The sequence below is a fragment of the Chryseobacterium vaccae genome (assembly GCF_009602705.1).
Lineage (GTDB): Bacteria > Bacteroidota > Bacteroidia > Flavobacteriales > Weeksellaceae > Chryseobacterium > Chryseobacterium vaccae.
The window spans coordinates 2,340,121-2,360,594 of sequence record NZ_VSWH01000001.1 but is presented as its reverse complement, the minus strand read 5'-3'; the positions used below and the strand labels follow the sequence as shown (position 1 = coordinate 2,360,594).

Sequence of the window (20,474 nt, the reverse complement as noted above, 5' to 3'; positions counted from 1 at the left end):
GGAATGGAGAAGGGACTTACCATCCTAGCCCCAATGAAGTTCCGGTCTTAAAACTCAGAATCATCCCTACCTCTGAGGGATATTACGATGATCTTTTGGGACAATATGTCTATCATTATATTGACCATCTTGGAAATGTAAGATTGAGCTATGCAGATAAAAGCGGTGATGGAATTATCCAGCCAAGAAGGTTTAATGCATCCAATTGTACAGGTTGGTGGTGTATAGAGGACTGGAGGCCAGGGGAAATTGTGGAAGTGAACAATTATTATCCATTTGGGTTATTGCATGATTATACAGCAACAACACAAAATGCTTATCAGTACAAGTACAACGGCAAGGAGCTTCAAGAGACGGGAATGTATGACTATGGAGCGAGGATGTATATGCCGGATTTGGGAAGATGGGGCGTTGTAGATCCACTAGCGGAAATGTACCAGCCAATGTCAACATATAATTATGGAGGAAATAATCCAATTCGTTTTATTGATCCTAATGGAATGAATTTAGATACTTGGGAATTAAATGAAAATACTGGTGCTCTTAATAAAGTTGAAGATAATGATCAACCTGATGAACTTTACATTGTTGATAAAAACGGAAACCGAAAAACAGATGATAATGGAGACCAGATAAAGTTTACAATGGAAAGAGACGGTCAGATTCAGGATCGGGTACAATCATTTGAAAAAGTGGAATATGATGTACTGGTAAGAGGAAAACCTGAACAAAGAACAAAAGATATTCTTTTTGAAATATATAAGTTTGAAAATCAACAAAATGCAGTTTCTTTTTTTGAGTTTTTAGAAAAAAATGCAAAAACTGGAAATGAATATGATATGTTACAATATACCGAAAGAAATAAAGATAAGGGCATGGTAGGTAGAACATTGCAATTCTCTTACTTGTCAAGGACTGGGGTAAATGGACAGATAGGAGGTTTTATTCCTTCCGTACAGTTAAACTATTATTCAAACTTTCTTAAAACAACAAAGGATATTCAAATGATGAGAAGTATTTATACCCATTCACATCCAGGAGATGGTAATAACCCGATAGAGTCAGCACCAGATAGGGCAACTGCAGGTAATCCACGTATTCCAATACCAACATTTAGAGTTTATAGTGGTGGTGTATATAAAACGTTTAAACCAGAAAATCAATAAATTTTTATGAAAAATATATTTTTCTTAATTTTTTTAGGCCCATTATTGCTTGCTCAAAATTTTCAAACAAAAGATTCTCTTAAAATTCTTGCGATGAGTAATTTCAAAACAATCGAAGTACTCGTCAATAAAAATGGTAAATTGAATTCTGTAAGACGTTATAGTTATGATCAAAATAAAAATGAGATTACTATACAGAATGTCTCTGATAAAAATAAAGAATGGATAAAAACCATTATAAAGCTTGATAATGATTATAAAATTAAAGAGGAAGAAAGAATAACAGAAGGAATGGTAATTTCTGAAAAGGAAAATAAATTGATAAATAAAGAAGTATCAATGATTAATAAATATAATTATACTAAAAATACTATTCAGGTACAAAAATTTAATTCCAATGGAAATCTTTCAACAAAAGAATTCTGTTTGATTGATAAAGAAAATCGTATAATTGAGCGCATCATTTTATTTAATTCTCATAATGATATTGTTGTTGATGGAATCGAACGATACAATTGGATTGATGATAAAAGTTACAATTATGAAAAACTGACTTTTACTTTTCCAAGAACTCAAATAATAGGAGTATATAGTTTAAACTCATATAATGAAATAGCATCATTTAAAGGAAGTATGACTGCAAATGATAAGACAGAGTTGTTTGATTATTATATCGAGAAAAAATTGAAACAATTTGACTCTAAAGGAAACTTAATAAAAGTTTATACTCTGGAGAATAATAAGGAGAATATTTTGGAAGTAAGGAAAATTGTTTATTGATAAATATGATAAAGCCACTGCAAAAACAGTGGCTTTTATTGGGTAGCTTACAAAGTAAGAAAAATGAAAAAATTAATATTTTTAATATCATTTTTGTTATTTTTTCAATATTCAGCACAAAATAAAGTTGAAAAATTGGGAAAAATAACGAAAGAAGCAATGAAGCTTTATGTGAAAGATACTTTAAAAAGACCTTTTAAATATGGAGATTATATAGCTATAAGTATATTTTTAGATTCGACTTCTAATAAAAGTAGTTTATATATAGAAACATTAGACAAAGACTTTAAACTTTATAAAAATACTGTTAATTATAAATGGTTTATATTTCAAAACAAGAATATTATTGTTTTTTGTGGCTTTAATTCAACAAGTAAATGTCAAGAATATTTTGAATCATTAAATTTTAAAGTTGATGAAAAAAATAATACAGAAATATCAGATCAGGAAACTTATTCTGGTAGATTGGACGAAAATACTAAACATTGGACTATTGGTATAAATAAAGACTATAAAATTACTGACATTAATGGTAAAATGATTGACGCTGAAATTGCTAATCCTCATGGATTTAAAAAGTTTTTAAAGAGGTTTTCTTCGTTGAAATTGTATCAATTGTATGAAGGCGGAGAAATAATAAATATAAAAAAAAGAAAATAATTGTACTGTATCAAAATTAGTGATGAGTCTCCTGACTTTGCGCTAATAAACATAAAAACCACTGCATCTGTAGTGGTTTTTATGTACAGGTTTACGAAAACCATTATATTTACCAGTATAGAGACCACTTGGGCAACGCAAGGGTGAGCTATGCCAAAAACAGCGATGGCGCTCTTGAAATAACGGATGTGAACAATTATTATCCTTTTGGTCTGAACCATATTGACGGGCAGATTTCCAAAGGAAAATTAGGAGGCTATCTTAGTTATAAGTACAACGGTAAAGAGTTGCAAGAGACAGGTATGTATGACTATGGAGCGAGGATGTATATGCCGGATTTGGGAAGATGGGGTGTGGTGGATCCGCTGGCGGAAAAGATGACGAGGCATAGTCCTTATAATTATACATTTGATAATCCTATCATGTTTATTGATCCGGATGGAAGAGAAGGAACACATATTGTAAGCTGAATTAGTCAATACTTAATCTGACAGTTATAATCAAATTAAATAACTTTAAAACAGATTAAGTATTATGACAACACAACAAAAGATTATCAAAAACAAGTTAGGCGTACTTGAATTAGCACAACATTTAGGAAACGTATCCAAAGCCTGTAAGGTGATGGGCTATTCCCGAGACAGTTTTTATAGATTTAAAGAATTGTATGAGCAAGGAGGTGAATTAGCATTACAGGAAATCTCCAGAAGAAAGCCAGTATTAAAGAATCGTGTAGATGAAGTCATTGAAAAAGCTGTTGTTGATATAGCTATTGAAAACCCTGCTTTGGGGCAGCTTAGAGTAAGTAATGAACTTAAAAAGAAAGGTTTCATTGTATCACCAGGTGGAGTCAGAAGTATTTGGTTAAGACACGATCTACATACGTTTAAACTAAGATTGAAAGCCCTAGAAGCCAAATCTGCTCAAGATGGTGTAGTCCTTACTGAATCTCAACTTTCAGCACTAGAAAGGGCTAAGGAAGAGAAAAAAGCTCATGGAGAAATTGAAACTCATCATCCTGGATATTTAGGAGCTCAAGACACTTATTACGTAGGCAATATCAAAGGAGTTGGACATATTTATCAACAAACTTTTATTGATACATATTCAAAGGTAGTATTTGCAAAGCTATATGACCGTAAAAATGCTCTTATTGCTGCTGACATGCTTAATGATCAGGTAGTCCCTTTCTTTGAGCAGCAGGAACTTCGTTTACTCAGAATTTTAACAGACCGAGGAACGGAATACTGTGGAATAAGAGAACAGCATGAATACCAGCTCTATTTGGCCATTGAAGATATCGATCATACGAAGACCAAGGCTAAAAGCCCTCAGACCAATGGTATTTGTGAACGTTTTCACAGGACGATACAGGACGAGTTTTATGCCATAGCTTTCAGAAAGAAAATTTACAGAAGTATTGAAGAACTGCAATTAGACCTGAACAGCTGGTTGTCGTATTACAACAATGAAAGAACGCATACAGGAAAACATTGTTACGGTAAAACACCGATGCAGACGTTTCTAGATAGTAAAACTATTGCAAAAGAGAAATTATTGGAAACTCTTGCAGAGGAACAAAAAATCCTTACTTTTGGAAGTAAGGATAATATTGGATAACTGACAATTATTTTTAACCCCTAACTGTCAGATAAAGTCGTGGCTATTACATGTAAGCTCCCCAATTTTGTTTCCATTCTAAATGATAGATTCTTCTTTCATTTTTTGTTTATATTTTTTAGGACTTATGTTCCCTAATGCTTCGTGGGGGCTATTATAGTTATATTCTATCCACCATTGATTTGCTTTTTCTTCTGCGTCTTGTAAACTTTTAAAGACATACATATTGAGAAGTTCATTTCTGCAGCTTTTGTTCAGTCTTTCAATAAGGCTATTTTGTGTTGGTTTTCCAGGCTGTATATAATGAATTTCTATTTTATTTTCCTGAGCCCATAGCTGAAGATTTTTAGATATAAATTCAGGTCCATTATCATTAGGCTTGCGTCCTTGTTGTTTTAAACTATTTAAAACCCTTACTACTCTTGCAGAGCAGATACTTGTATCAATTTCCATGGACAGTAATTCCCGGTTATAATCATCAGCAATATTTAATATTCTGAATCTTCTCCCATCATACCAACTATCGCTCATAAAATCCATACTCCAGCATTCATCAGGTTCTAAAGGAATATTAATACTTTCTTTGACTCTGGTGGGAAGCCTTTTTCTTACCCTTCTGCGAATACTCATATTTAAAGCTACATAGACTCTATGAACCCGTTTGTGATTCCAAATATATCCCAAATCCCGAAGCTTATGATAGAGCTTCCAAAAACCATAACCTGGATGATCTTGTGAAAGTTGTGTCAAAACTTCAATTAATTCATCGTCATTTTTAATGCTTGTGTAACGGTAACTTCGCCTACTGATACCTATTGTCAAACAACTTCTACGCTCACTTAAATGGTATTTCTTACAAATAAAGTTGACAATTTCACGCTGTACAGAAGGCTTTACCACTTTTTTGACAAAACATCTTTTAAAGCTTCAATCTCTAAACATCGTTCGGCATAAAGTTTCTTAAGCTTAGAATTTTCGGACTCCAGATCTCGCATCTTTTGAATATCCGAACTTTCCATACCTGAATATTTACTCTTCCAACGATAGAAAGTACCTTGCGTAATGCCATGATTACGGCATATCTCTATTACACTTTTACCAAGTTCCTGTTCTTTCAAAATTCCAAAAACCTGACTCTCTGAATACTTACTCTTTTTCATATTTAAATTTAAAGTTTTTTAAGCCAAAAACTCTATCTTTAAATGGACACATTTTTAGGGAAGTTTACATAATGACCGGAAAATAAAAATTATGAATATAAAAAAAATGCTTAGCCCTAACTATATTTTAATCTTTTTTATAATATTTATTGTAATATTTATATCTGTAAATTATATAGGATATGAATTTTTTCAATCCAATGAATATTTTTATAAAAAAATTAAAACAACATTTAATCTATTTTGCTTTATACCGGGAACAGCCGTTTTCTTAGGTATTTCAATATTTAATTTTAGTATCAGTAAAAGTTGTAACAATAAAAGAAATATTAAGATTTCATTAATTCCTATTTGTTTTATAACTATATATTATTTATATATTTTCATTAGATTGGTTTATGGATTTTTAACTTCTGAATATATATAATCCCCCAGCTGGCGCAAGCGTCACGCTTGTGCCATGATGACAATAATAAAGCCACTGCAAATGTGGTGATTTTTCCCTTGCTCTCCGAAGTTTCAAACTTCGGAGTAAGATAAATAAGTAGCCAAAGTTGTAAATTATCCTGACTTTGCGCCAATAAACACAAAAACCACTGCATTTGTAGTGGTTTTATATACAGGTTTACGAAAACCATTATATTTACCAGTATAGAGCCCACTTGGGCAACGCAAGGGTGAGCTATGCCAAAAACAGCGATGGCGCTCTTGAAATAACGGATGTGAACAATTATTATCCTTTTGGTCTGAACCATATTGACGGGCAGATTTCCAAAGGAAAATTAGGAGGCTATCTTAGTTATAAGTACAACGGTAAAGAGTTGCAAGAGACAGGTATGTATGACTATGGAGCGAGGATGTATATGCCGGATTTGGGAAGATGGGGTGTTATAGATCCATTGGCGGAAGTTTCTAAAAGATGGAATCCTTATAATTACGCTTACAATAATCCCATAATGTTTATCGACCCTGATGGGATGCTTTCTGTCAGTTCTTTACAAGAAATGTGGGATAATACTTCAGGCTCTAGTACTTGGACTAATAATGGGAATGGAACATTTGACGGTGGCGAAGATGATCCTAAAAAGAAAAATGATCGAAAAGCAGGATCTAGTAAAGGAATGTCTGAAGAAGATTCCTTAAAAGAAATAGTTACTATTGATGGAAAAAAATATCATAAAATACAGGGAATTTAGGAGCCGAGATTGGAAATGCTATTAATTCATTTTTTGGTGGTGACGACGATTATTTTGTAGAACATAAAGAGTATGACCCAGTATTGGATAAAGAACTTAAAACTGGAGTAGAAGTAGGCTCTTATTTTATTGGAGGTGTAGGAGGAAAAGCAGGAGTAAGAATTTTCAGTGAGAAAATGTTCATAAATAACCTAAAAAAAATAGGTTTTAAAGAATTACAAGTTACAGTAAAAGGCTATTCTACTGAAATGAATGCTTTCTTCAAATCTGGAGGTAAAGAAATTGTAAGTAAAAAAGCTCTACAAACCTATAAGGAACTAGCTACAAGAATTGTTAATGGGACTGGAGGTGCTCCCGCAGGTAAAGCTACTGAAACAGCTCTTAAAATTCAAACTCAAAGACTAGAAATGATTAATAAAGCTTTAAAATAAACTATGGAGGATAAAGAACAAAACCAATCAACTTTATTAAAAAAACATTTTGTAAATGAAGGTGTAAATAATTTTACAACCGTTGATGATTTAAAAATACATCAATTTCAAAATAATAATGCAGTATTAATTCCTTCAGATCTTAAACAATATTTTATACTAATAAATGGCAGTAATGATATTCCATTAGATAATCTATATGAATTTTATAGTATTGATAGGGTCAGTAGAATATTTAATGAATTTAAAGATTGGGACGGAGTGCCAGATTATAGTAAGTTAGATTTTCAAAAATTTGAAAATGTTTTTATTTTTGGAAACTATGAATTTAATTTTTATTCTTTTGGAATAGAGTTATTTAATACATGGTCTTCTACAAACCGGATTTTCATTTTTTGTGGAGAAGAGTATAAAGTTATTGCTAATAGTTTTGATGATTTTATAGATATATACCTTAATAATCCTGAAGAAATATTCATATAAATATTCTTTCACCAGCTGGCGCAAGCGTCACGCTTGTGCCATGATGGAAACACAAAAACCACTGCATTTGTAGTGGTTTTTTATATACAGGTTTACGAAAACCGCTATATTTACCAATACAGAGATCATCTTGGCAATGTAAGGGTGAGCTATACCAAAAACAGCGCAGGTGTTCTTGAAATAACCGATGTGAACAACTATCATCCTTTTGGTCTCAACCATATTGAAGGACAGATTTCCAAAGGAAAATTAGGAGGTTATCTTAGTTATAAGTACAACGGAAAAGAATTACAGGAAACAGGAATGTATGATTATGGGGCGAGGATGTATATGCCGGATTTGGGAAGATGGGGTGTTGTAGATCCGCTGGCGGAAACCTCCAGACGTTGGTCACCTTATAATTATGCATTTAATAATCCTGTTAGATTTATTGATCCAGATGGAAGGGAATCTAAAGATATATATGAGTTAAATAGGAATGGTAGCCTAATATGGAAGAAGGAATCAGATAGAGATGTTATTTATGCTTCAGAAAACTTTGATAGTAGTGGAAATCTTAAGGCGAAAAATGATGAAGGCGTAGATGTTGGAGAGCAAGGTTATATTGCTAAGCATACAACAACAGGAAATGTAGAATACTCTAATGGAAGTAACCAGACATATAGCTTAATTGATTTTGATAATGAGGACAAAGCCTTAGGAGTACATGAGTATATTTCTAATAACGTAGATGCAGAATTTATAGTAGCAACAGGCTTAAAAGATGGCAGTCAAAAATCAATAATAGGAAAAGATGGGGCATTGGATAAGCCAGCAACTTCGGGGGCAGTGTCAATATACCCTTTTATAAATTATTTTGGTAGCAATTCAATTACTTTGTTTGGACATAATCATCCTGATAATGTATATGAAATTGGACCTAGCGGATATCAGATTTTACTACTAAATAGTAAGTCAAATGAATTTAAAAATATTAGTGTAGGGAAAGATTTGACTAATGGAGATTATATTTCCAGCAAAGCCTTCCCGGAAACTGCAACATTATTTATGTACAATCCTAATTATACTTCTGGTCCAAAAACATCAACATATGATGGAAAAGGAATAAAATCTATCAGAAATGGATATTATAAAAAAATAAATAAAATGAAAAATTATATATTGATAATTTTCATATTTGGAAACGTTATGATTTCTGCTCAAAAATCAGATAAAATTTCAATTATTACTGAAAAATTAATTAAAATGTACGTTGATGATTATGTAAACTATAATGGAATTGTTGGAGTTCATATATATAGTGATTCAACAAATGTCACAACTTCAACAACTTGGTTGGCAATAGAAGTTTTTCCTGAAAACTTTGAAATTTATAAAAAAACATCAAGGTATAATTGGTTTAAATACGGTAGGGCTAATATTCTAATTTTTTGTGGTTTTTTTGAAAATGGAAAATGTAATGATTTTTTTAATAGAATTAATTTCCAAAAAGTTAATTCATCAATAAAATTATTAGATGAAGAAGCTAATTCTTTTATTTTGGATTATAAAGGAAAAGTATGGCTAATAGGAATTAATAATGATGGTGTAATTGATAATATTAATGGAGGTTTTATTGAATCTGAAGTAGCTAAACCACAAAAATACAAGAGGTTTCTAAGCAAGTTTTCATCCTTAAAATTGTATCAATTTCGTGAGAACGGAGAAATAATAAAGGTTAAAAAGTAATAGGAATTTAGAATATATTCCCCTGCTATGCAGGTCTCTGATTTTGAGCCAATAAAAAATAATCAGGCTCTCTTTGCAAAAGACAGCCTAGTTTCTCACCTCTCTCCGAAGTTTGCAACTTCGGAGTAACATAAATAAGTAGCGAAAGCTGCACAAAGTCTCAAAACTTTTAACAATAAAAACCACTGCATCTGTAGTGGTTTTTATAATTAGGTTTAAGAAAACCGCTATATTTACCAGTACACAGACCATCTGGGCAATGCAAGGGTGAGCTATGTCAAAAACAGCGATGGCGCTCTTGAAATAACGGATGTGAACAATTATTATCCTTTTGGTCTGAACCATATTGACGGTCAGATCTCCAAAGGGAAGTTAGGAAGCTATCTTAGTTATAAGTACAACGGTAAGGAGCTGCAGGAAACAGGAATGTATGATTATGGAGCCAGGATGTATATGCCGGATTTGGGAAGATGGGGTGTGGTGGATCCGCTTGCAGAGAAGATGAAAAGACATAGTCCTTATAACTATGCTTTTAATAGTCCTGTCAGGTTTATTGATCCTGATGGTAGAGAAGCTACAGATATTTATAAATTAGATAAGCTGGGTAATCTTACTTGGATGGCTGAATCTAAAACAGATGTGATTTATTCGGAGAATAATTTTGATAGTTCTGGAAATCTAAAAGAAAATAATGACAGAGGTGTTGAAGTTGGGGAAAAAGGATACATTGTTGCAAATAAGCAAGAAGTTAAATTAAAGACTCCTATAAAAGATTCAGAAGGTAATTTTTCGGATAAGATGACAACCCTAAGTTTCTATAATAATGAAGCTAAAGCTCAAGAAGTTGCAGAATATGTATAATAATACGATTGTAGAATCATCAAATGCTTCATTTAAAGGTTCTAAAGGTATTTTTTCGGTAGTTGGTACTTTTCATCTGCCTACAGCATCACCTTTTGATGCAAAAAGCTTGGGTATGTCTAATTTTTCTGTTAATGGTGATTATTTTTACCCAAGTACATTATTTGCACAGGATCATAATCATCCTGACGATGGGCCTATATGGAATCCAGCAAGTGAATTTGAGTCGTATTCAAAAGGATTTAGACCTAGTGGTGATGTCCGTTGTCTACTAGGAGGTTGTGATATAAATGTAGCAAAAAGTAATCCTAATGTAAAATTAAGAGTTTATATTCCTCAGTTAAAAAAGTATATGAATTATGATAGTAAAAGCACAAGTTTTGAATAATTTTTTTTCATTATTATTTATTATAATATTTGTCTGTAGCTGTTCAGCTCAGAAAATTAATATAAATAATATTGTTGATACTTATATAGATTACAATACATCAAAAGGTAAAATATTTAATCCAACAAAAACATATTTGTTAATGGGTTTATCATCTGAAAGTGAAAATCCCAAAAATAAAATTCTTAGTCTTTCATATAATTGTTTTGAATGCGACGGCGTTATCACAGACAATGATTCTGTTATTCAATATAAAGGATACAAAGTTGTAACAATTACGGATAATATTGAAAATAAAGACCTTCTATATAAATATTTTAAAAATACTAAACCATCTAAACCATTTAATTCAAAACCCTTTAATAAAAATATAATATATGATTCTCCACCTCATTTAGGGATCAGATTTGATGAGAATGGGAAAATTTATTTTATTTGTATGGGGAACAAGACACGGGAAATAAAACAATTACTAGGCTTTAATAGTAAATTGGAAGACTGTCAAGAATAACCAAACTGCGCAAAGTCTCCTGATTTTGAGCTAATAAAAATAAAAACCACTGCATCTGTAGTGGTTTTTATATACAGGTTTAGGAAAACCGCTATATTTACCGGTATAGAGACCACCCCGCTGGCAAAGTCTCCTGACTTTGAGCTGATAAGTGATTTTCTATTTTTGCCTTCATTATCTTAAAAAATAAAGGGTAGAACTCAATATACAGCCAAAACAAAAACAGCTCCTGATATCAGGAGCTGTTTAATCTTAAACTGTAGACTCACAGGGATTCGAACCCCAGATGACTGAACCAAAATCAGTAGTGTTACCGCTACACCATGAGTCTCTGTTTTTTAGTGGCGCAAAATTATAAAAAATATTCTATTAAAAAAATATTTTTTGAAAATTCAAGTACAAAATAATGGTGTATTCAGCGTAATGGGATGATTATGAATTGAATAAATGATATAAAAAAATTACTGAAAAATAATAGAGGCAAGCCGGATTTTCCACTCACTAAATAATAAAACCTTATCTTTGCAAAAAATTGGGCTCCAAAAGTTGGAGAAACCCATTAATAATTTAATTTATTAAACATTTTTATGTCGAATATTGTCGCAATCGTTGGGCGTCCCAACGTAGGAAAATCCACGCTTTTTAACCGTTTACTTGAAAGAAGGGAAGCCATCGTAGATTCTACGGCTGGCGTTACCAGAGACCGTCATTACGGGAAATCCGACTGGAACGGGGTAGATTTTACAGTTATTGATACCGGCGGTTACGATGTAGGAACGGATGATATTTTTGAAGAGGAGATTCGTAAGCAGGTACAACTGGCGGTAGATGAAGCTACTTCTATCATTTTTATGATGAACGTAGAAGAAGGACTTACCGATACTGATTATGAAATCTACCGACTTTTAAGAAGATCAAACAAACCGGTCTATATTGTAATCAACAAGGTGGATTCCGCAAAAGAAGAACTTCCTGCTACTGAATTTTACCAGTTGGGAATTGATAAATACTACACTCTTTCTTCAGCTACAGGTTCCGGAACAGGAGAACTTCTGGATGATATTGTAAGAGATTTCCCGACTACGGATTACAAAGATCCGTTTGAAGGATTACCTAAGATCACCATCGCAGGACGTCCTAACGTAGGTAAATCTACCTTAACAAATGCCCTTCTGGATGTTGAAAGAAATATTGTAACAGATATTGCAGGAACTACAAGAGACAGTATTCAGACCCTTTACAATAAATTCGGTCATGAATTTGTGCTGGTGGATACAGCGGGAATGAGAAGAAAGTCCAAAGTAAATGAAGACCTGGAATTTTATTCCGTAATGAGATCCATCCGTTCCATCGAATTTTCTGATGTTGTGATCATCATGGTAGACGCTACACAGGGATGGGAATCTCAGGATATGAATATCTTCGGACTGGCACAGAAAAACAGAAAAGGAATTGTAATCCTGGTTAATAAATGGGATCTTATCGAAGACAAGCAGACCAACACCATGCGTGATTTCGAGAAAGTGATCAAAGATAAGATAGGTCAGTTTCATGATGTTCCAATCCTGTTCGTTTCAGCTTTAACGAAACAAAGAATTCTGAAAGCGGTTGAAGTGGCCATGGAAGTATACGAGGATCGTAAGAAAAAAATCAAAACTTCAAAACTGAACGAAGTAATGCTTCCTATTTTCGAACAGACTCCGCCTCCTGCCAACAAAGGAAAATATATCAAAATTAAATACTGTGTACAGCTGCCGACCCCATCACCTCAGTTTGTATTCTTCTGCAACCTGCCACAGTACGTAAAAGAGCCTTATAAGAGATTTACTGAAAATCAGCTGAGAAAAGAATTCGGATTTACCGGAGTTCCGATCGAAGTGTATTTCAGACAAAAATAAACTAGTTTAAAAATGAGATCATGATTTTCAACCGAGAAACATGATCTCATTTTTCGTTTTCAAATTTTTTCATTAAAAAGTTATGACAGTAGAACTTTCAAAACAATTCTCCTTAGTGAACTCCTGGATCAATGAACTTCGAAACGTTGATATTCAGCATGACCGGATGAGGTTCCGCAGAAATATGGAGCGTATCGGTGAAATTGCTGCATTCGAGATCAGTAAAAGTCTTGAACAGAAAGAAGTGGAAATTCAGACTCCCTTAGACACCATAAAAGTTCAGGAAATAGCAGTTCAGCCTGTAATTACTACGATTTTGAGAGCAGGAGTGCCTTTGTTTGAAGGAATTTTAAATTATCTGGACAGAGCCGACTGTGGCTTCGTAGCTGCCTACAGAAAACACGATGCCAACGATTATTTTTCTATCAAGCAGGACTATCTTACCTGTCCGAATATTGAAGGAAGACCACTCATCGTTGCAGATCCGATGCTGGCTACAGGTGCCTCTCTTATTGAAGCCATCAAAGACCTCCTGACTAACGGAACGCCTACACAGCTGCATATTGTTGCTGCAATTGCTTCCAGACAGGGAGTAGAAACGATTGAAAAAGCTTATCCGGATGCTAAAATTTGGGTAGGTGCTATTGATGAAAACCTTACCTCCAAAGGATATATCACCCCCGGACTTGGAGATGCAGGAGATTTAAGCTACGGCGAAAAACTTCAACGATAAAAAACTTAAGAAAGATTCCAGAAATCTTTCATCAGACCCAATAATAAATTTGGCCGTACTCTTTCCATAGGATGCTTGGTATCCGGAAGTATGGCCAATTTTGCATTAGGAATAGAACGGGAAGCATTTACACTTTCCTCTATACTCACCATCTGATCCTGATCTCCCGTCATAATCTGTACCGGAATATCAATCGAAGAAAGGCTCTTTTCATTCAGGGGAGGATTTTTACCAAGAGAAATCATCATGCCGGCAATAGAAGGAAGAAGCTGTTTCCATGCCGTACCATGCTGGCTTTCTAATTGTTCCGCATATTTCGGAATTTTTGAAAGAATAACTTCAGGGTCAAGCATTTTACTTTCCTGTAAAGCCTGTTCCTCCGTCCAGTTGAATTTTGTTCCCAAAGTTATTACAGAATTAATTTTTCCGGGATATTGCAGGGCTCCGCACAGAGCAACATAACCGCCCATACTGTGGCCTAAAATATCAACATTTTCCAGTTGATTCTGTGCCAGATAATTCATCAGCTCTTCAGTATATTTCTCTACGGTGATGCCATTTTCAGGCAGTTCCGTTTTACCGTGTCCTGAGAATAAAAAAGTATGGATAGTAAAGTGTTTTGACATCTGTTCCAGATAAGGATTGAACAGGTCGGTGTGCCCCAAAGCACCATGCAGTAACAGTAGATTTTTCATGATCATGAGTTTGCCCGAAATTAGGAAAAAGAATCGGAAGAGAAAAAAAGGAAAATGAATCATTTTGAAAGAAATAAAAGCCTGAAAAATGGATGCTATTTACAGCCTGCAAGCTATTACCTGCCTCCTGATCTACACATCTACAGCCATTACCAGAACGCTCACTTTATTATCTCCTGCATTCAGGAACTCCCAGGCAATGGATGAAACTGTATTTCCTGTGGTGAAAACATCGTCAATCAGAAGGATGTGCTTCCCGGTAATTTCTTTCGTGAGAGAAAAAGCCGCCGCTGTTTCCAGCCGGTGTTTTTTATCCTTTAAAGCCTGTGCCTTTGAATAATAGTTTCTCTTAACCAGACTGAAATCATAAGGAATATTATAAAATTCTGACAAGGTCCTGGTATATAAATGAAGCTGGTTGTAACCTCTTTCTCTGAGCTTTTTCTGGTGAAGTGGAACAGGAGCCAGAAGGTCAGGTTTTTCTCCTTTAAAATCCAGGCGTTCTATAGTCCATGAAGCAATAACTTTTCCTGCGTTTTCCCTGCCTTTATATTTCAGTTCATGAATAATCTTCCGGCTTAATCCTTCTTTTTCAAACTGCATCAGGCCATACGTATTCTCAGCAGGAAATAAAAGTCTGCATTGTTCTTTAATGCTGTTTTCTCCAAAGTAATCAGAATGAGTAAAATTAATCTGCGCAAAACACAGATCACAGACCAGAAGATCTGCTTCAATGATCCGGTTGCAGTTGATGCACCGGTTCGGGAAAAATAAATCTAGTATCATTGGTGTTTTTTAGAAACTGGAAGTTAATAATTAGTGATAACATTCGCAACCTGTTGCCTTTAAACGATTAAGCTTTCTTATTCTTCAATAGTTTTCCTGATTCTCTCAATTGCATTTTTCATGTTCCGGTTAAAATGTTCCTTTTCCAGCCGTACCGGAGGAGCCTGTCTTACTTCACAATCGGCTATGCTGCAGGATTCACAGGTGACTCCTACATTTACGGTTTTTAATGACGGCGACTTTATAAAACTGATTTTTTTAATCGTTTGAGAATTCAGTAAAATACCCAGACAGTAGCTTCGGTTGCTGCCATCCGAAAACGGGTTTTTCTGCGAAGTGGAAATCACCAGATAACTTACCCCCTGATCTTTGTAATGCGAGATCTGAGCATCTGTAAGCGTTTCATTTTCCTTTAAAAGATGTAGGTTTTTAACGGCAATCCATCTTCGGCAGTAATGTTCGTTGGTCGCATTGGCATGAGGGGCCTGCTGATGATTCAGATGAAGTTCTTTCAGGATCTGGATTTTATCCGAATCTTTTTTCTTAACCAGACAGAGGTAAAACAGGTCTTTAATCCCAAGTTCGGAAGAAAGGATATTGGTGAGCCTGTAATAAAAAGTCTCAGGAGAATCCGTAAAGTCCTGGATGAGCTTTTCAAAATTTCCGGAGGTCCATTCGTGCTGCAGGAAAAAGTCAGAAACCTTTTCAGTTACTTTCTTTTTAGAAATAAGTAAAGCACCCGCAAAATAGGAGGCGTAAAAATTGTTGAGAATTTCCTCAAAGCTTCCAAAATCCAGCCAAGAGTAAGTATTAGGACGGATTTTTAATTCCAGAACATTGAACCCGATCTCTTTGGCCAGAATAAATGTTCTTTGATCCTTTTCCAGTTTTCGATTGAGTAAAAGCAATTTTTTTTCAGGAATGAACAGAGAACGGAGGTTTCCCAGTGTCCCGAATTGTTCAAAATCTTCAGAACGGATGCTGTATCTGAATTTTTCAGTAAGGATATGCTCCAGAACAGAATCCCGAAGATCTTTGCTGATATCCAGCTCATTTTTCTGGGCAAATTCTGTTGCTTTTTCTTCAATTTCAGGAAAATAATTGTCATATAACTCCTGGAAAGATCGCAGTACGGCAAAATAAAAACGTTCCTTTCCTAAATTATAATTCTGGGAGATCTCAATCAGTGCATTAATAAAAGCGGTTACCTTTTTAGGCGCATCACTGATGATACTGATGAGGTTGTTTTTATTAATACCAAAGAGTTCCAGCGGAATTTCCTTAAAAAAATCAGACTGGAGGATTTCATTAAAAGGAGCCAGGCTTTTGTCCAGTTTGGTAGAAACCAGATCATCAAAAGTACAGTTCAGTGATTCTGAAAGCTGGATGATTTTGTCATGTTTCGGATATTTTTTTCCATTCTCGATCTCGTTGAGATAAGATTTAGATAATCCTGTTTTTACTGCAAGATCCTGAAGAGACCAGTTTTTCTTTTGTCTCAGCTGTTTCAGCTTCAGTCCGAAAACCGTTTTGATATAATCACTTTCTGAATTCATGTTCAAATATAAATAATGATTGCGGTTATTCGCATAATAAATTTTTAAAATATTTAGCGAACGTTCGCTATTTGTGAAAATTTTTATTTATGTTTGTAATGTCAAAACACAAAATCAGCATAATATGGAAACCAAAACACAATTCAAAATAAAGGCTCAGAAGCAGTTTGAAGCAGTTTTTACTCCTGATCTTACCGATTTTCTGATTGCCTTACATCAGAATTTTAATGAAAGAAGGCTGGAACTTTTAGAAGACAGAAAAAAAACACAGTCAGAATTGGATCAGGGGAAAATGCCGGAATTTTTATCTGAAACAGAAGGCATCCGAAATGCAGACTGGACCTGTGCGCCTCTTCCGGAAGATCTACTGGACAGAAGAGTAGAAATCACAGGACCTGTAGACCGAAAGATGATCATCAATGCACTGAATTCAGGAGCAAAAACCTTTATGGCAGATTTTGAAGACAGCAGCTCGCCAACTTGGGAAAACTGCATTCAGGGACAGATCAATCTGGCCGATGCGGTAAGAAGAAATATTGATTTTACAGCTGAAAATGGAAAATCGTATAAGCTTAATGAGAAAACAGCCGTACTTCTCGTACGTCCGAGAGGATTACATCTTCCGGAAAAACATGTTGAAATTGGTGGAGAAGAAGCTTCAGGCTCACTGATCGATTTTGGAATGTATTTCTTCAATAATTCACAACAGCTTTTGAAAAATGGAAGCGGACCATACTTTTACCTGCCTAAATTGGAACATTATAAAGAAGCACGCTGGTGGAATGATGTATTTGTTTTTGCCCAGAATTATTTAGGAATTGCCAACGGAACCATTAAAGCGACAGTTTTAATAGAAACCATTACCGCTTCATTTCAGATTGATGAAATTCTGTACGAATTGAAAGATCACAGTTCCGGACTCAACTGCGGACGGTGGGATTATATTTTCTCCTATATTAAAAAATTCAGAAACCTGCCCGGATTTATGGTGCCTGACAGGGATCAGGTAACCATGGCATCACCATTTATGAGTGCTTATTCCAAAAGAGTTATTGAGATCTGCCATAAAAGAAATGTTCATGCAGTAGGAGGGATGGCGGCACAGATTCCCGTAAAAGATGATGAGGAAGCCAATACAATTGCTTTCGAAAAAGTGAGAGGTGACAAAGAGCGTGAAGTAAAAAACGGTCATGACGGAACCTGGGTAGCCCATCCTGCTTTGGTGCAGGTTGCCATGGAAGTGTTTGATCAATATATGCCCGAAGCCAATCAGATTGATGAAAAATTTGAATACCATATCAAAGAAAATGATCTGCTGGAAGTTCCTCAGGGTGAAATTACCGAAAAAGGAGTCAGGAAAAATATCAATATAGGAATCCTTTACCTGGAAAGCTGGCTAATGGGAGCAGGAGCTGCCGCCATTTATAATCTGATGGAAGATGCTGCCACTGCTGAGATCTCCAGAACCCAGCTGTGGCAATGGCTGAAAAATGAAGCAGAACTAAGCGATGGTAGAATCGTTACCCGTGAAATGATTCTCCAGTGGGAAGCAGAAGAAATAGGCCATATCGAAAAATATATCGGAGAAAACCGATTTAAAAACGGGAAATTCAATCTGGCCAAAGAACTTTTCAATGAACTCGTTTTCTCTGAAAAATTTGAAGAATTTCTGACCCTGAAAGCATATCCTTTTATTGACTGAACCCCAAACAAAGTTTGAAACAATCCTCAAACTCATTCCTCTTAATCTAAAAATCCAAATATTATGAAAACAAAACAAGAACAAATCCACGCATTAGAGCAGGATTGGTTGAACAATCCACGCTGGAACGGGGTAAAAAGAACCTATACGGCTGAAGAAGTGCTTAAACTTCGTGGCTCTTATAAAATTGATTATACCATTGCGACAGAAATGTCTGCAAAGCTTTGGGATAAATTAAATAACCAGGATTATGTAGCAGGGCTTGGTGCTCTTACAGGAAATCAGGCCGTTCAGGAAGTTGATGCAGGTCTTGAAGCTATCTATCTTTCCGGATGGCAGGTGGCAGCAGATGCCAATCTTTCCGGAGAAATGTATCCGGATCAGTCATTGTATCCAGCCAACTCAGTACCTTCTGTAGTGAAAAAGATCAATAATGCTTTATTGAGAGCAGATCAGATCCAGTCTGTCAACGGAAGCGGAGACAGGGAATACCTTGTTCCGATTGTTGCCGATGCAGAGGCCGGGTTCGGAGGAAATCTCAATGCTTTTGAACTGATGAAACAGATGATTGAAGCCGGAGCAGCCGGAGTACACTTTGAAGACCAGCTTTCTTCTGCTAAAAAATGCGGACATCTGGGCGGAAAAGTTCTGGTTCCTACTCAGGAAGCCATAAATAAACTGGTGGCAGCCCGTCTTGCCGCAGATGTATTAGGAGTGCCAAGTGTAATTGTGGCAAGAACAGACGCAGATGCAGCAGATCTTCTGACTTCAGATATAGATGACAGAGATAAAAAATTTGTAACAGGCGAAAGAACCTCCGAAGGTTTTTATGTCGTAAGAAACGGAGTAGAGCAGGGAATAGACCGCGGTCTTTCTTATGCCCCTTACGCAGATCTTATCTGGATGGAGACTTCTAATCCGGATCTGGAACAGGCCAGAAAATTTGCAGAAGGAATTCATGCGCAGTTTCCGGGGAAAATGTTAGCTTACAACTGCTCACCATCATTCAACTGGGCCGCAAAACTGAGTGTTGAAGAAATGGGCAGTTTCCGTGAAGAGCTGGCCAAAATGGGCTACAAATTCCAGTTCATTACACTGGCTGGTTTCCATGCGCTGAACACATCTATGTTTGAGCTGGCTTTAGCCTATAAAGAAAAGGGAATGGCCGGATATTCAGAGCTTCAGGAGCGTGAGTTTGCCCTTCAGCAGAAAGGATTCAGGGCGGTAAAACACCAATCATTCGTGGGAACGGGATATTTTGACGAAATTCAGAATGTGGTGACCAACGGCTCCTCTGCAACAGTAGCCATGAAAGATTCTACAGAAACTGCACAATTTCATTAATCATTTTTCCATATTTTTCTGATGTAAGCCTTCTCGTTTTGAGAAGGTTTTTTGAGTTTTTTAATTTGATTTTCAGTAATTTATATTCGTTCCTGAATGAGAATGAAAACCAGGTAATAACTATTAAAAATATGTATTATATTTGAACGCGAAAAAAAACGGATTTTTTTGGAAAAAACTATAAAAAAAATGAAACTAATTAAAGGATTTTTTATTGCTGCAGGATTAATGCTGACTGCCAATGCTGCGAATGCTCAACAGAAAATAGGAAGTGTAGACACTAATGATGTATTTGAAAGTTTAACTGAAGTGAAAACAGCCAATACAACTATTGAGACCCTGTCTAAGACTAAGCAGGCTGAGATTGAAAAATTGATCAGCCAATACCAGACAAAACTAAAGGCAGCACAGGATAAAGAGAAAACATTAAGTGAGGCTAATAAAGAAACAGTGACTAAAGAACTGATGGCTGCGCAAACGGAACTTGAAACTTTAGGTAAAAAGATAGAGGAAACCAGAGCACAGGCTGCTAAAGATATTGCTGCTAAACAAAATGAACTGGTTAATCCAATACAGCAAAAGGTAAAGACAGCAATCTTTACTGTGGCTAAAGAAAGAAATCTGAGTTATGTATTTGATGTTGCTGCACAAGGAGCAAACAATCTTATTTATACAGATGGAAGCGAAGATATCACATCTATCGTAAAAACTAAACTGGGAGCTTCAGCAACGACTGCTAAGCCGGCTGCAAAAAAATAATGTTTTTAAATTAATAT

At 35.2% G+C, this 20,474-nt stretch carries 22 protein-coding genes and 1 tRNA gene; 17 read left to right on the top strand and 6 right to left on the bottom strand.

Annotation, left to right across the window (positions count from 1 at the left end):
- Nucleotides 1-143 precede the first annotated feature (143 nt).
- The 5 genes from FW768_RS23940 to FW768_RS10735 all read left to right on the top strand — a co-directional run bounded on the left by FW768_RS23940 (nt 144) and on the right by FW768_RS10735 (nt 4,226).
- On the top strand, nt 144-1,166 hold the full coding sequence (locus FW768_RS23940) for an RHS repeat-associated core domain-containing protein (RefSeq protein WP_317163065.1): 1,023 nt from the start codon (nt 144-146) through the stop codon (nt 1,164-1,166).
- A 6-nt stretch (nt 1,167-1,172) separates the two neighbouring features.
- Nucleotides 1,173-1,946 (top strand): hypothetical protein, encoded by a 774-nt coding sequence (locus FW768_RS10750; protein WP_153395291.1) that lies wholly within the window; start codon nt 1,173-1,175, stop codon nt 1,944-1,946.
- Between the two features lie 63 nt (nt 1,947-2,009).
- On the top strand, nt 2,010-2,606 hold the full coding sequence (locus FW768_RS10745; protein ID WP_153395290.1) for a hypothetical protein: 597 nt from the start codon (nt 2,010-2,012) through the stop codon (nt 2,604-2,606).
- A gap of 128 nt (nt 2,607-2,734) precedes the next feature.
- Nucleotides 2,735-3,076, top strand: a complete 342-nt coding sequence (locus FW768_RS10740; RefSeq protein WP_394349962.1) for an RHS repeat-associated core domain-containing protein — start codon at nt 2,735-2,737, stop codon at nt 3,074-3,076.
- Nucleotides 3,077-3,140: 64 nt separating this feature from the next.
- On the top strand, nt 3,141-4,226 hold the full coding sequence (locus FW768_RS10735) for an IS481 family transposase (RefSeq protein WP_153391442.1): 1,086 nt from the start codon (nt 3,141-3,143) through the stop codon (nt 4,224-4,226).
- Between the two features lie 78 nt (nt 4,227-4,304).
- Here FW768_RS10735 and FW768_RS10730 read toward each other — a convergent pair whose 3' ends face one another.
- Nucleotides 4,305-5,126, bottom strand: coding sequence for an IS3 family transposase (locus FW768_RS10730; RefSeq protein ID WP_153395286.1), 822 nt, complete (start codon nt 5,124-5,126; stop codon nt 4,305-4,307).
- Entirely contained in the window at nt 5,120-5,386 is a 267-nt protein-coding gene (locus tag FW768_RS10725; protein ID WP_153395284.1) for a transposase, read from the bottom strand. Before FW768_RS10725 ends, FW768_RS10730 begins: the two co-directional genes overlap by 7 nt.
- A 662-nt stretch (nt 5,387-6,048) precedes the next feature.
- Here FW768_RS10725 and FW768_RS24000 point away from each other — a divergent pair.
- The 7 genes from FW768_RS24000 to FW768_RS10690 all read left to right on the top strand — a co-directional run bounded on the left by FW768_RS24000 (nt 6,049) and on the right by FW768_RS10690 (nt 10,984).
- Nucleotides 6,049-6,582: an RHS repeat-associated core domain-containing protein gene (locus tag FW768_RS24000; RefSeq protein ID WP_394349961.1), complete on the top strand. Its 534-nt coding sequence runs from the start codon at nt 6,049-6,051 to the stop codon at nt 6,580-6,582.
- 83 nt (nt 6,583-6,665) lie between these two features.
- Entirely contained in the window at nt 6,666-7,013 is a 348-nt protein-coding gene (locus tag FW768_RS10715; protein ID WP_153395280.1) for a hypothetical protein, read from the top strand.
- A gap of 3 nt (nt 7,014-7,016) precedes the next feature.
- Nucleotides 7,017-7,496: an SMI1/KNR4 family protein gene (locus tag FW768_RS10710; RefSeq protein ID WP_153395278.1), complete on the top strand. Its 480-nt coding sequence runs from the start codon at nt 7,017-7,019 to the stop codon at nt 7,494-7,496.
- 33 nt (nt 7,497-7,529) lie between these two features.
- Nucleotides 7,530-9,224 (top strand): RHS repeat domain-containing protein, encoded by a 1,695-nt coding sequence (locus FW768_RS23995; protein ID WP_394349960.1) that lies wholly within the window; start codon nt 7,530-7,532, stop codon nt 9,222-9,224.
- A 267-nt stretch (nt 9,225-9,491) separates the two neighbouring features.
- Nucleotides 9,492-10,085 (top strand): RHS repeat domain-containing protein, encoded by a 594-nt coding sequence (locus tag FW768_RS23990; RefSeq protein WP_394349959.1) that lies wholly within the window; start codon nt 9,492-9,494, stop codon nt 10,083-10,085.
- Nucleotides 10,078-10,473, top strand: coding sequence for a hypothetical protein (locus tag FW768_RS10695; RefSeq protein ID WP_153395272.1), 396 nt, complete (start codon nt 10,078-10,080; stop codon nt 10,471-10,473). The genes FW768_RS23990 and FW768_RS10695 overlap by 8 nt, the downstream gene beginning before the upstream one ends.
- Nucleotides 10,445-10,984: a hypothetical protein gene (locus FW768_RS10690; protein ID WP_153395270.1), complete on the top strand. Its 540-nt coding sequence runs from the start codon at nt 10,445-10,447 to the stop codon at nt 10,982-10,984. Before FW768_RS10695 ends, FW768_RS10690 begins: the two co-directional genes overlap by 29 nt.
- Nucleotides 10,985-11,244: 260 nt before the next feature.
- Here the strand turns inward: FW768_RS10690 and FW768_RS10685 are convergent.
- Nucleotides 11,245-11,315 (bottom strand) — tRNA-Gln (locus FW768_RS10685).
- 256 nt (nt 11,316-11,571) lie between these two features.
- Between FW768_RS10685 and der the strand changes: the two genes are divergently transcribed.
- Together der and upp are read left to right on the top strand one after the other, a co-directional pair.
- Nucleotides 11,572-12,882 carry a ribosome biogenesis GTPase Der gene (gene der / locus FW768_RS10680; protein ID WP_153395268.1) on the top strand — a complete coding sequence of 437 codons (1,311 nt, stop codon included), beginning with the start codon at nt 11,572-11,574 and terminating at the stop codon, nt 12,880-12,882.
- Nucleotides 12,883-12,964: 82 nt separating this feature from the next.
- Nucleotides 12,965-13,615 (top strand): uracil phosphoribosyltransferase, encoded by a 651-nt coding sequence (upp, locus tag FW768_RS10675; RefSeq protein WP_153395266.1) that lies wholly within the window; start codon nt 12,965-12,967, stop codon nt 13,613-13,615.
- A 5-nt stretch (nt 13,616-13,620) separates the two neighbouring features.
- On the opposite strand, the gene FW768_RS10670 is transcribed toward upp, so the two are convergent.
- The 3 genes from FW768_RS10670 to FW768_RS10660 all read right to left on the bottom strand — a co-directional run bounded on the left by FW768_RS10670 (nt 13,621) and on the right by FW768_RS10660 (nt 16,652).
- The gene (locus FW768_RS10670) at nt 13,621-14,310 is read right to left on the bottom strand and encodes an alpha/beta fold hydrolase (protein ID WP_153395264.1); all 690 of its coding nucleotides are present in this window, start codon (nt 14,308-14,310) and stop codon (nt 13,621-13,623) included.
- Nucleotides 14,311-14,442: 132 nt separating this feature from the next.
- Nucleotides 14,443-15,096 (bottom strand): ComF family protein, encoded by a 654-nt coding sequence (locus FW768_RS10665; RefSeq protein ID WP_153395262.1) that lies wholly within the window; start codon nt 15,094-15,096, stop codon nt 14,443-14,445.
- Between the two features lie 77 nt (nt 15,097-15,173).
- Nucleotides 15,174-16,652 (bottom strand): helix-turn-helix domain-containing protein, encoded by a 1,479-nt coding sequence (locus tag FW768_RS10660; RefSeq protein ID WP_153395260.1) that lies wholly within the window; start codon nt 16,650-16,652, stop codon nt 15,174-15,176.
- A 124-nt stretch (nt 16,653-16,776) separates the two neighbouring features.
- Between FW768_RS10660 and aceB the strand changes: the two genes are divergently transcribed.
- From aceB to FW768_RS10645, 3 genes are all read left to right on the top strand, one after another.
- Nucleotides 16,777-18,354 (top strand): malate synthase A, encoded by a 1,578-nt coding sequence (gene aceB / locus FW768_RS10655; protein WP_153395258.1) that lies wholly within the window; start codon nt 16,777-16,779, stop codon nt 18,352-18,354.
- 63 nt (nt 18,355-18,417) lie between these two features.
- A complete protein-coding gene (gene aceA / locus FW768_RS10650) occupies nt 18,418-19,698 on the top strand; it encodes an isocitrate lyase (protein ID WP_153395256.1) in 1,281 nt (426 codons plus the stop codon).
- 189 nt (nt 19,699-19,887) lie between these two features.
- On the top strand, nt 19,888-20,457 hold the full coding sequence (locus FW768_RS10645; RefSeq protein ID WP_153395254.1) for an OmpH family outer membrane protein: 570 nt from the start codon (nt 19,888-19,890) through the stop codon (nt 20,455-20,457).
- Nucleotides 20,458-20,474 lie beyond the last annotated feature (17 nt).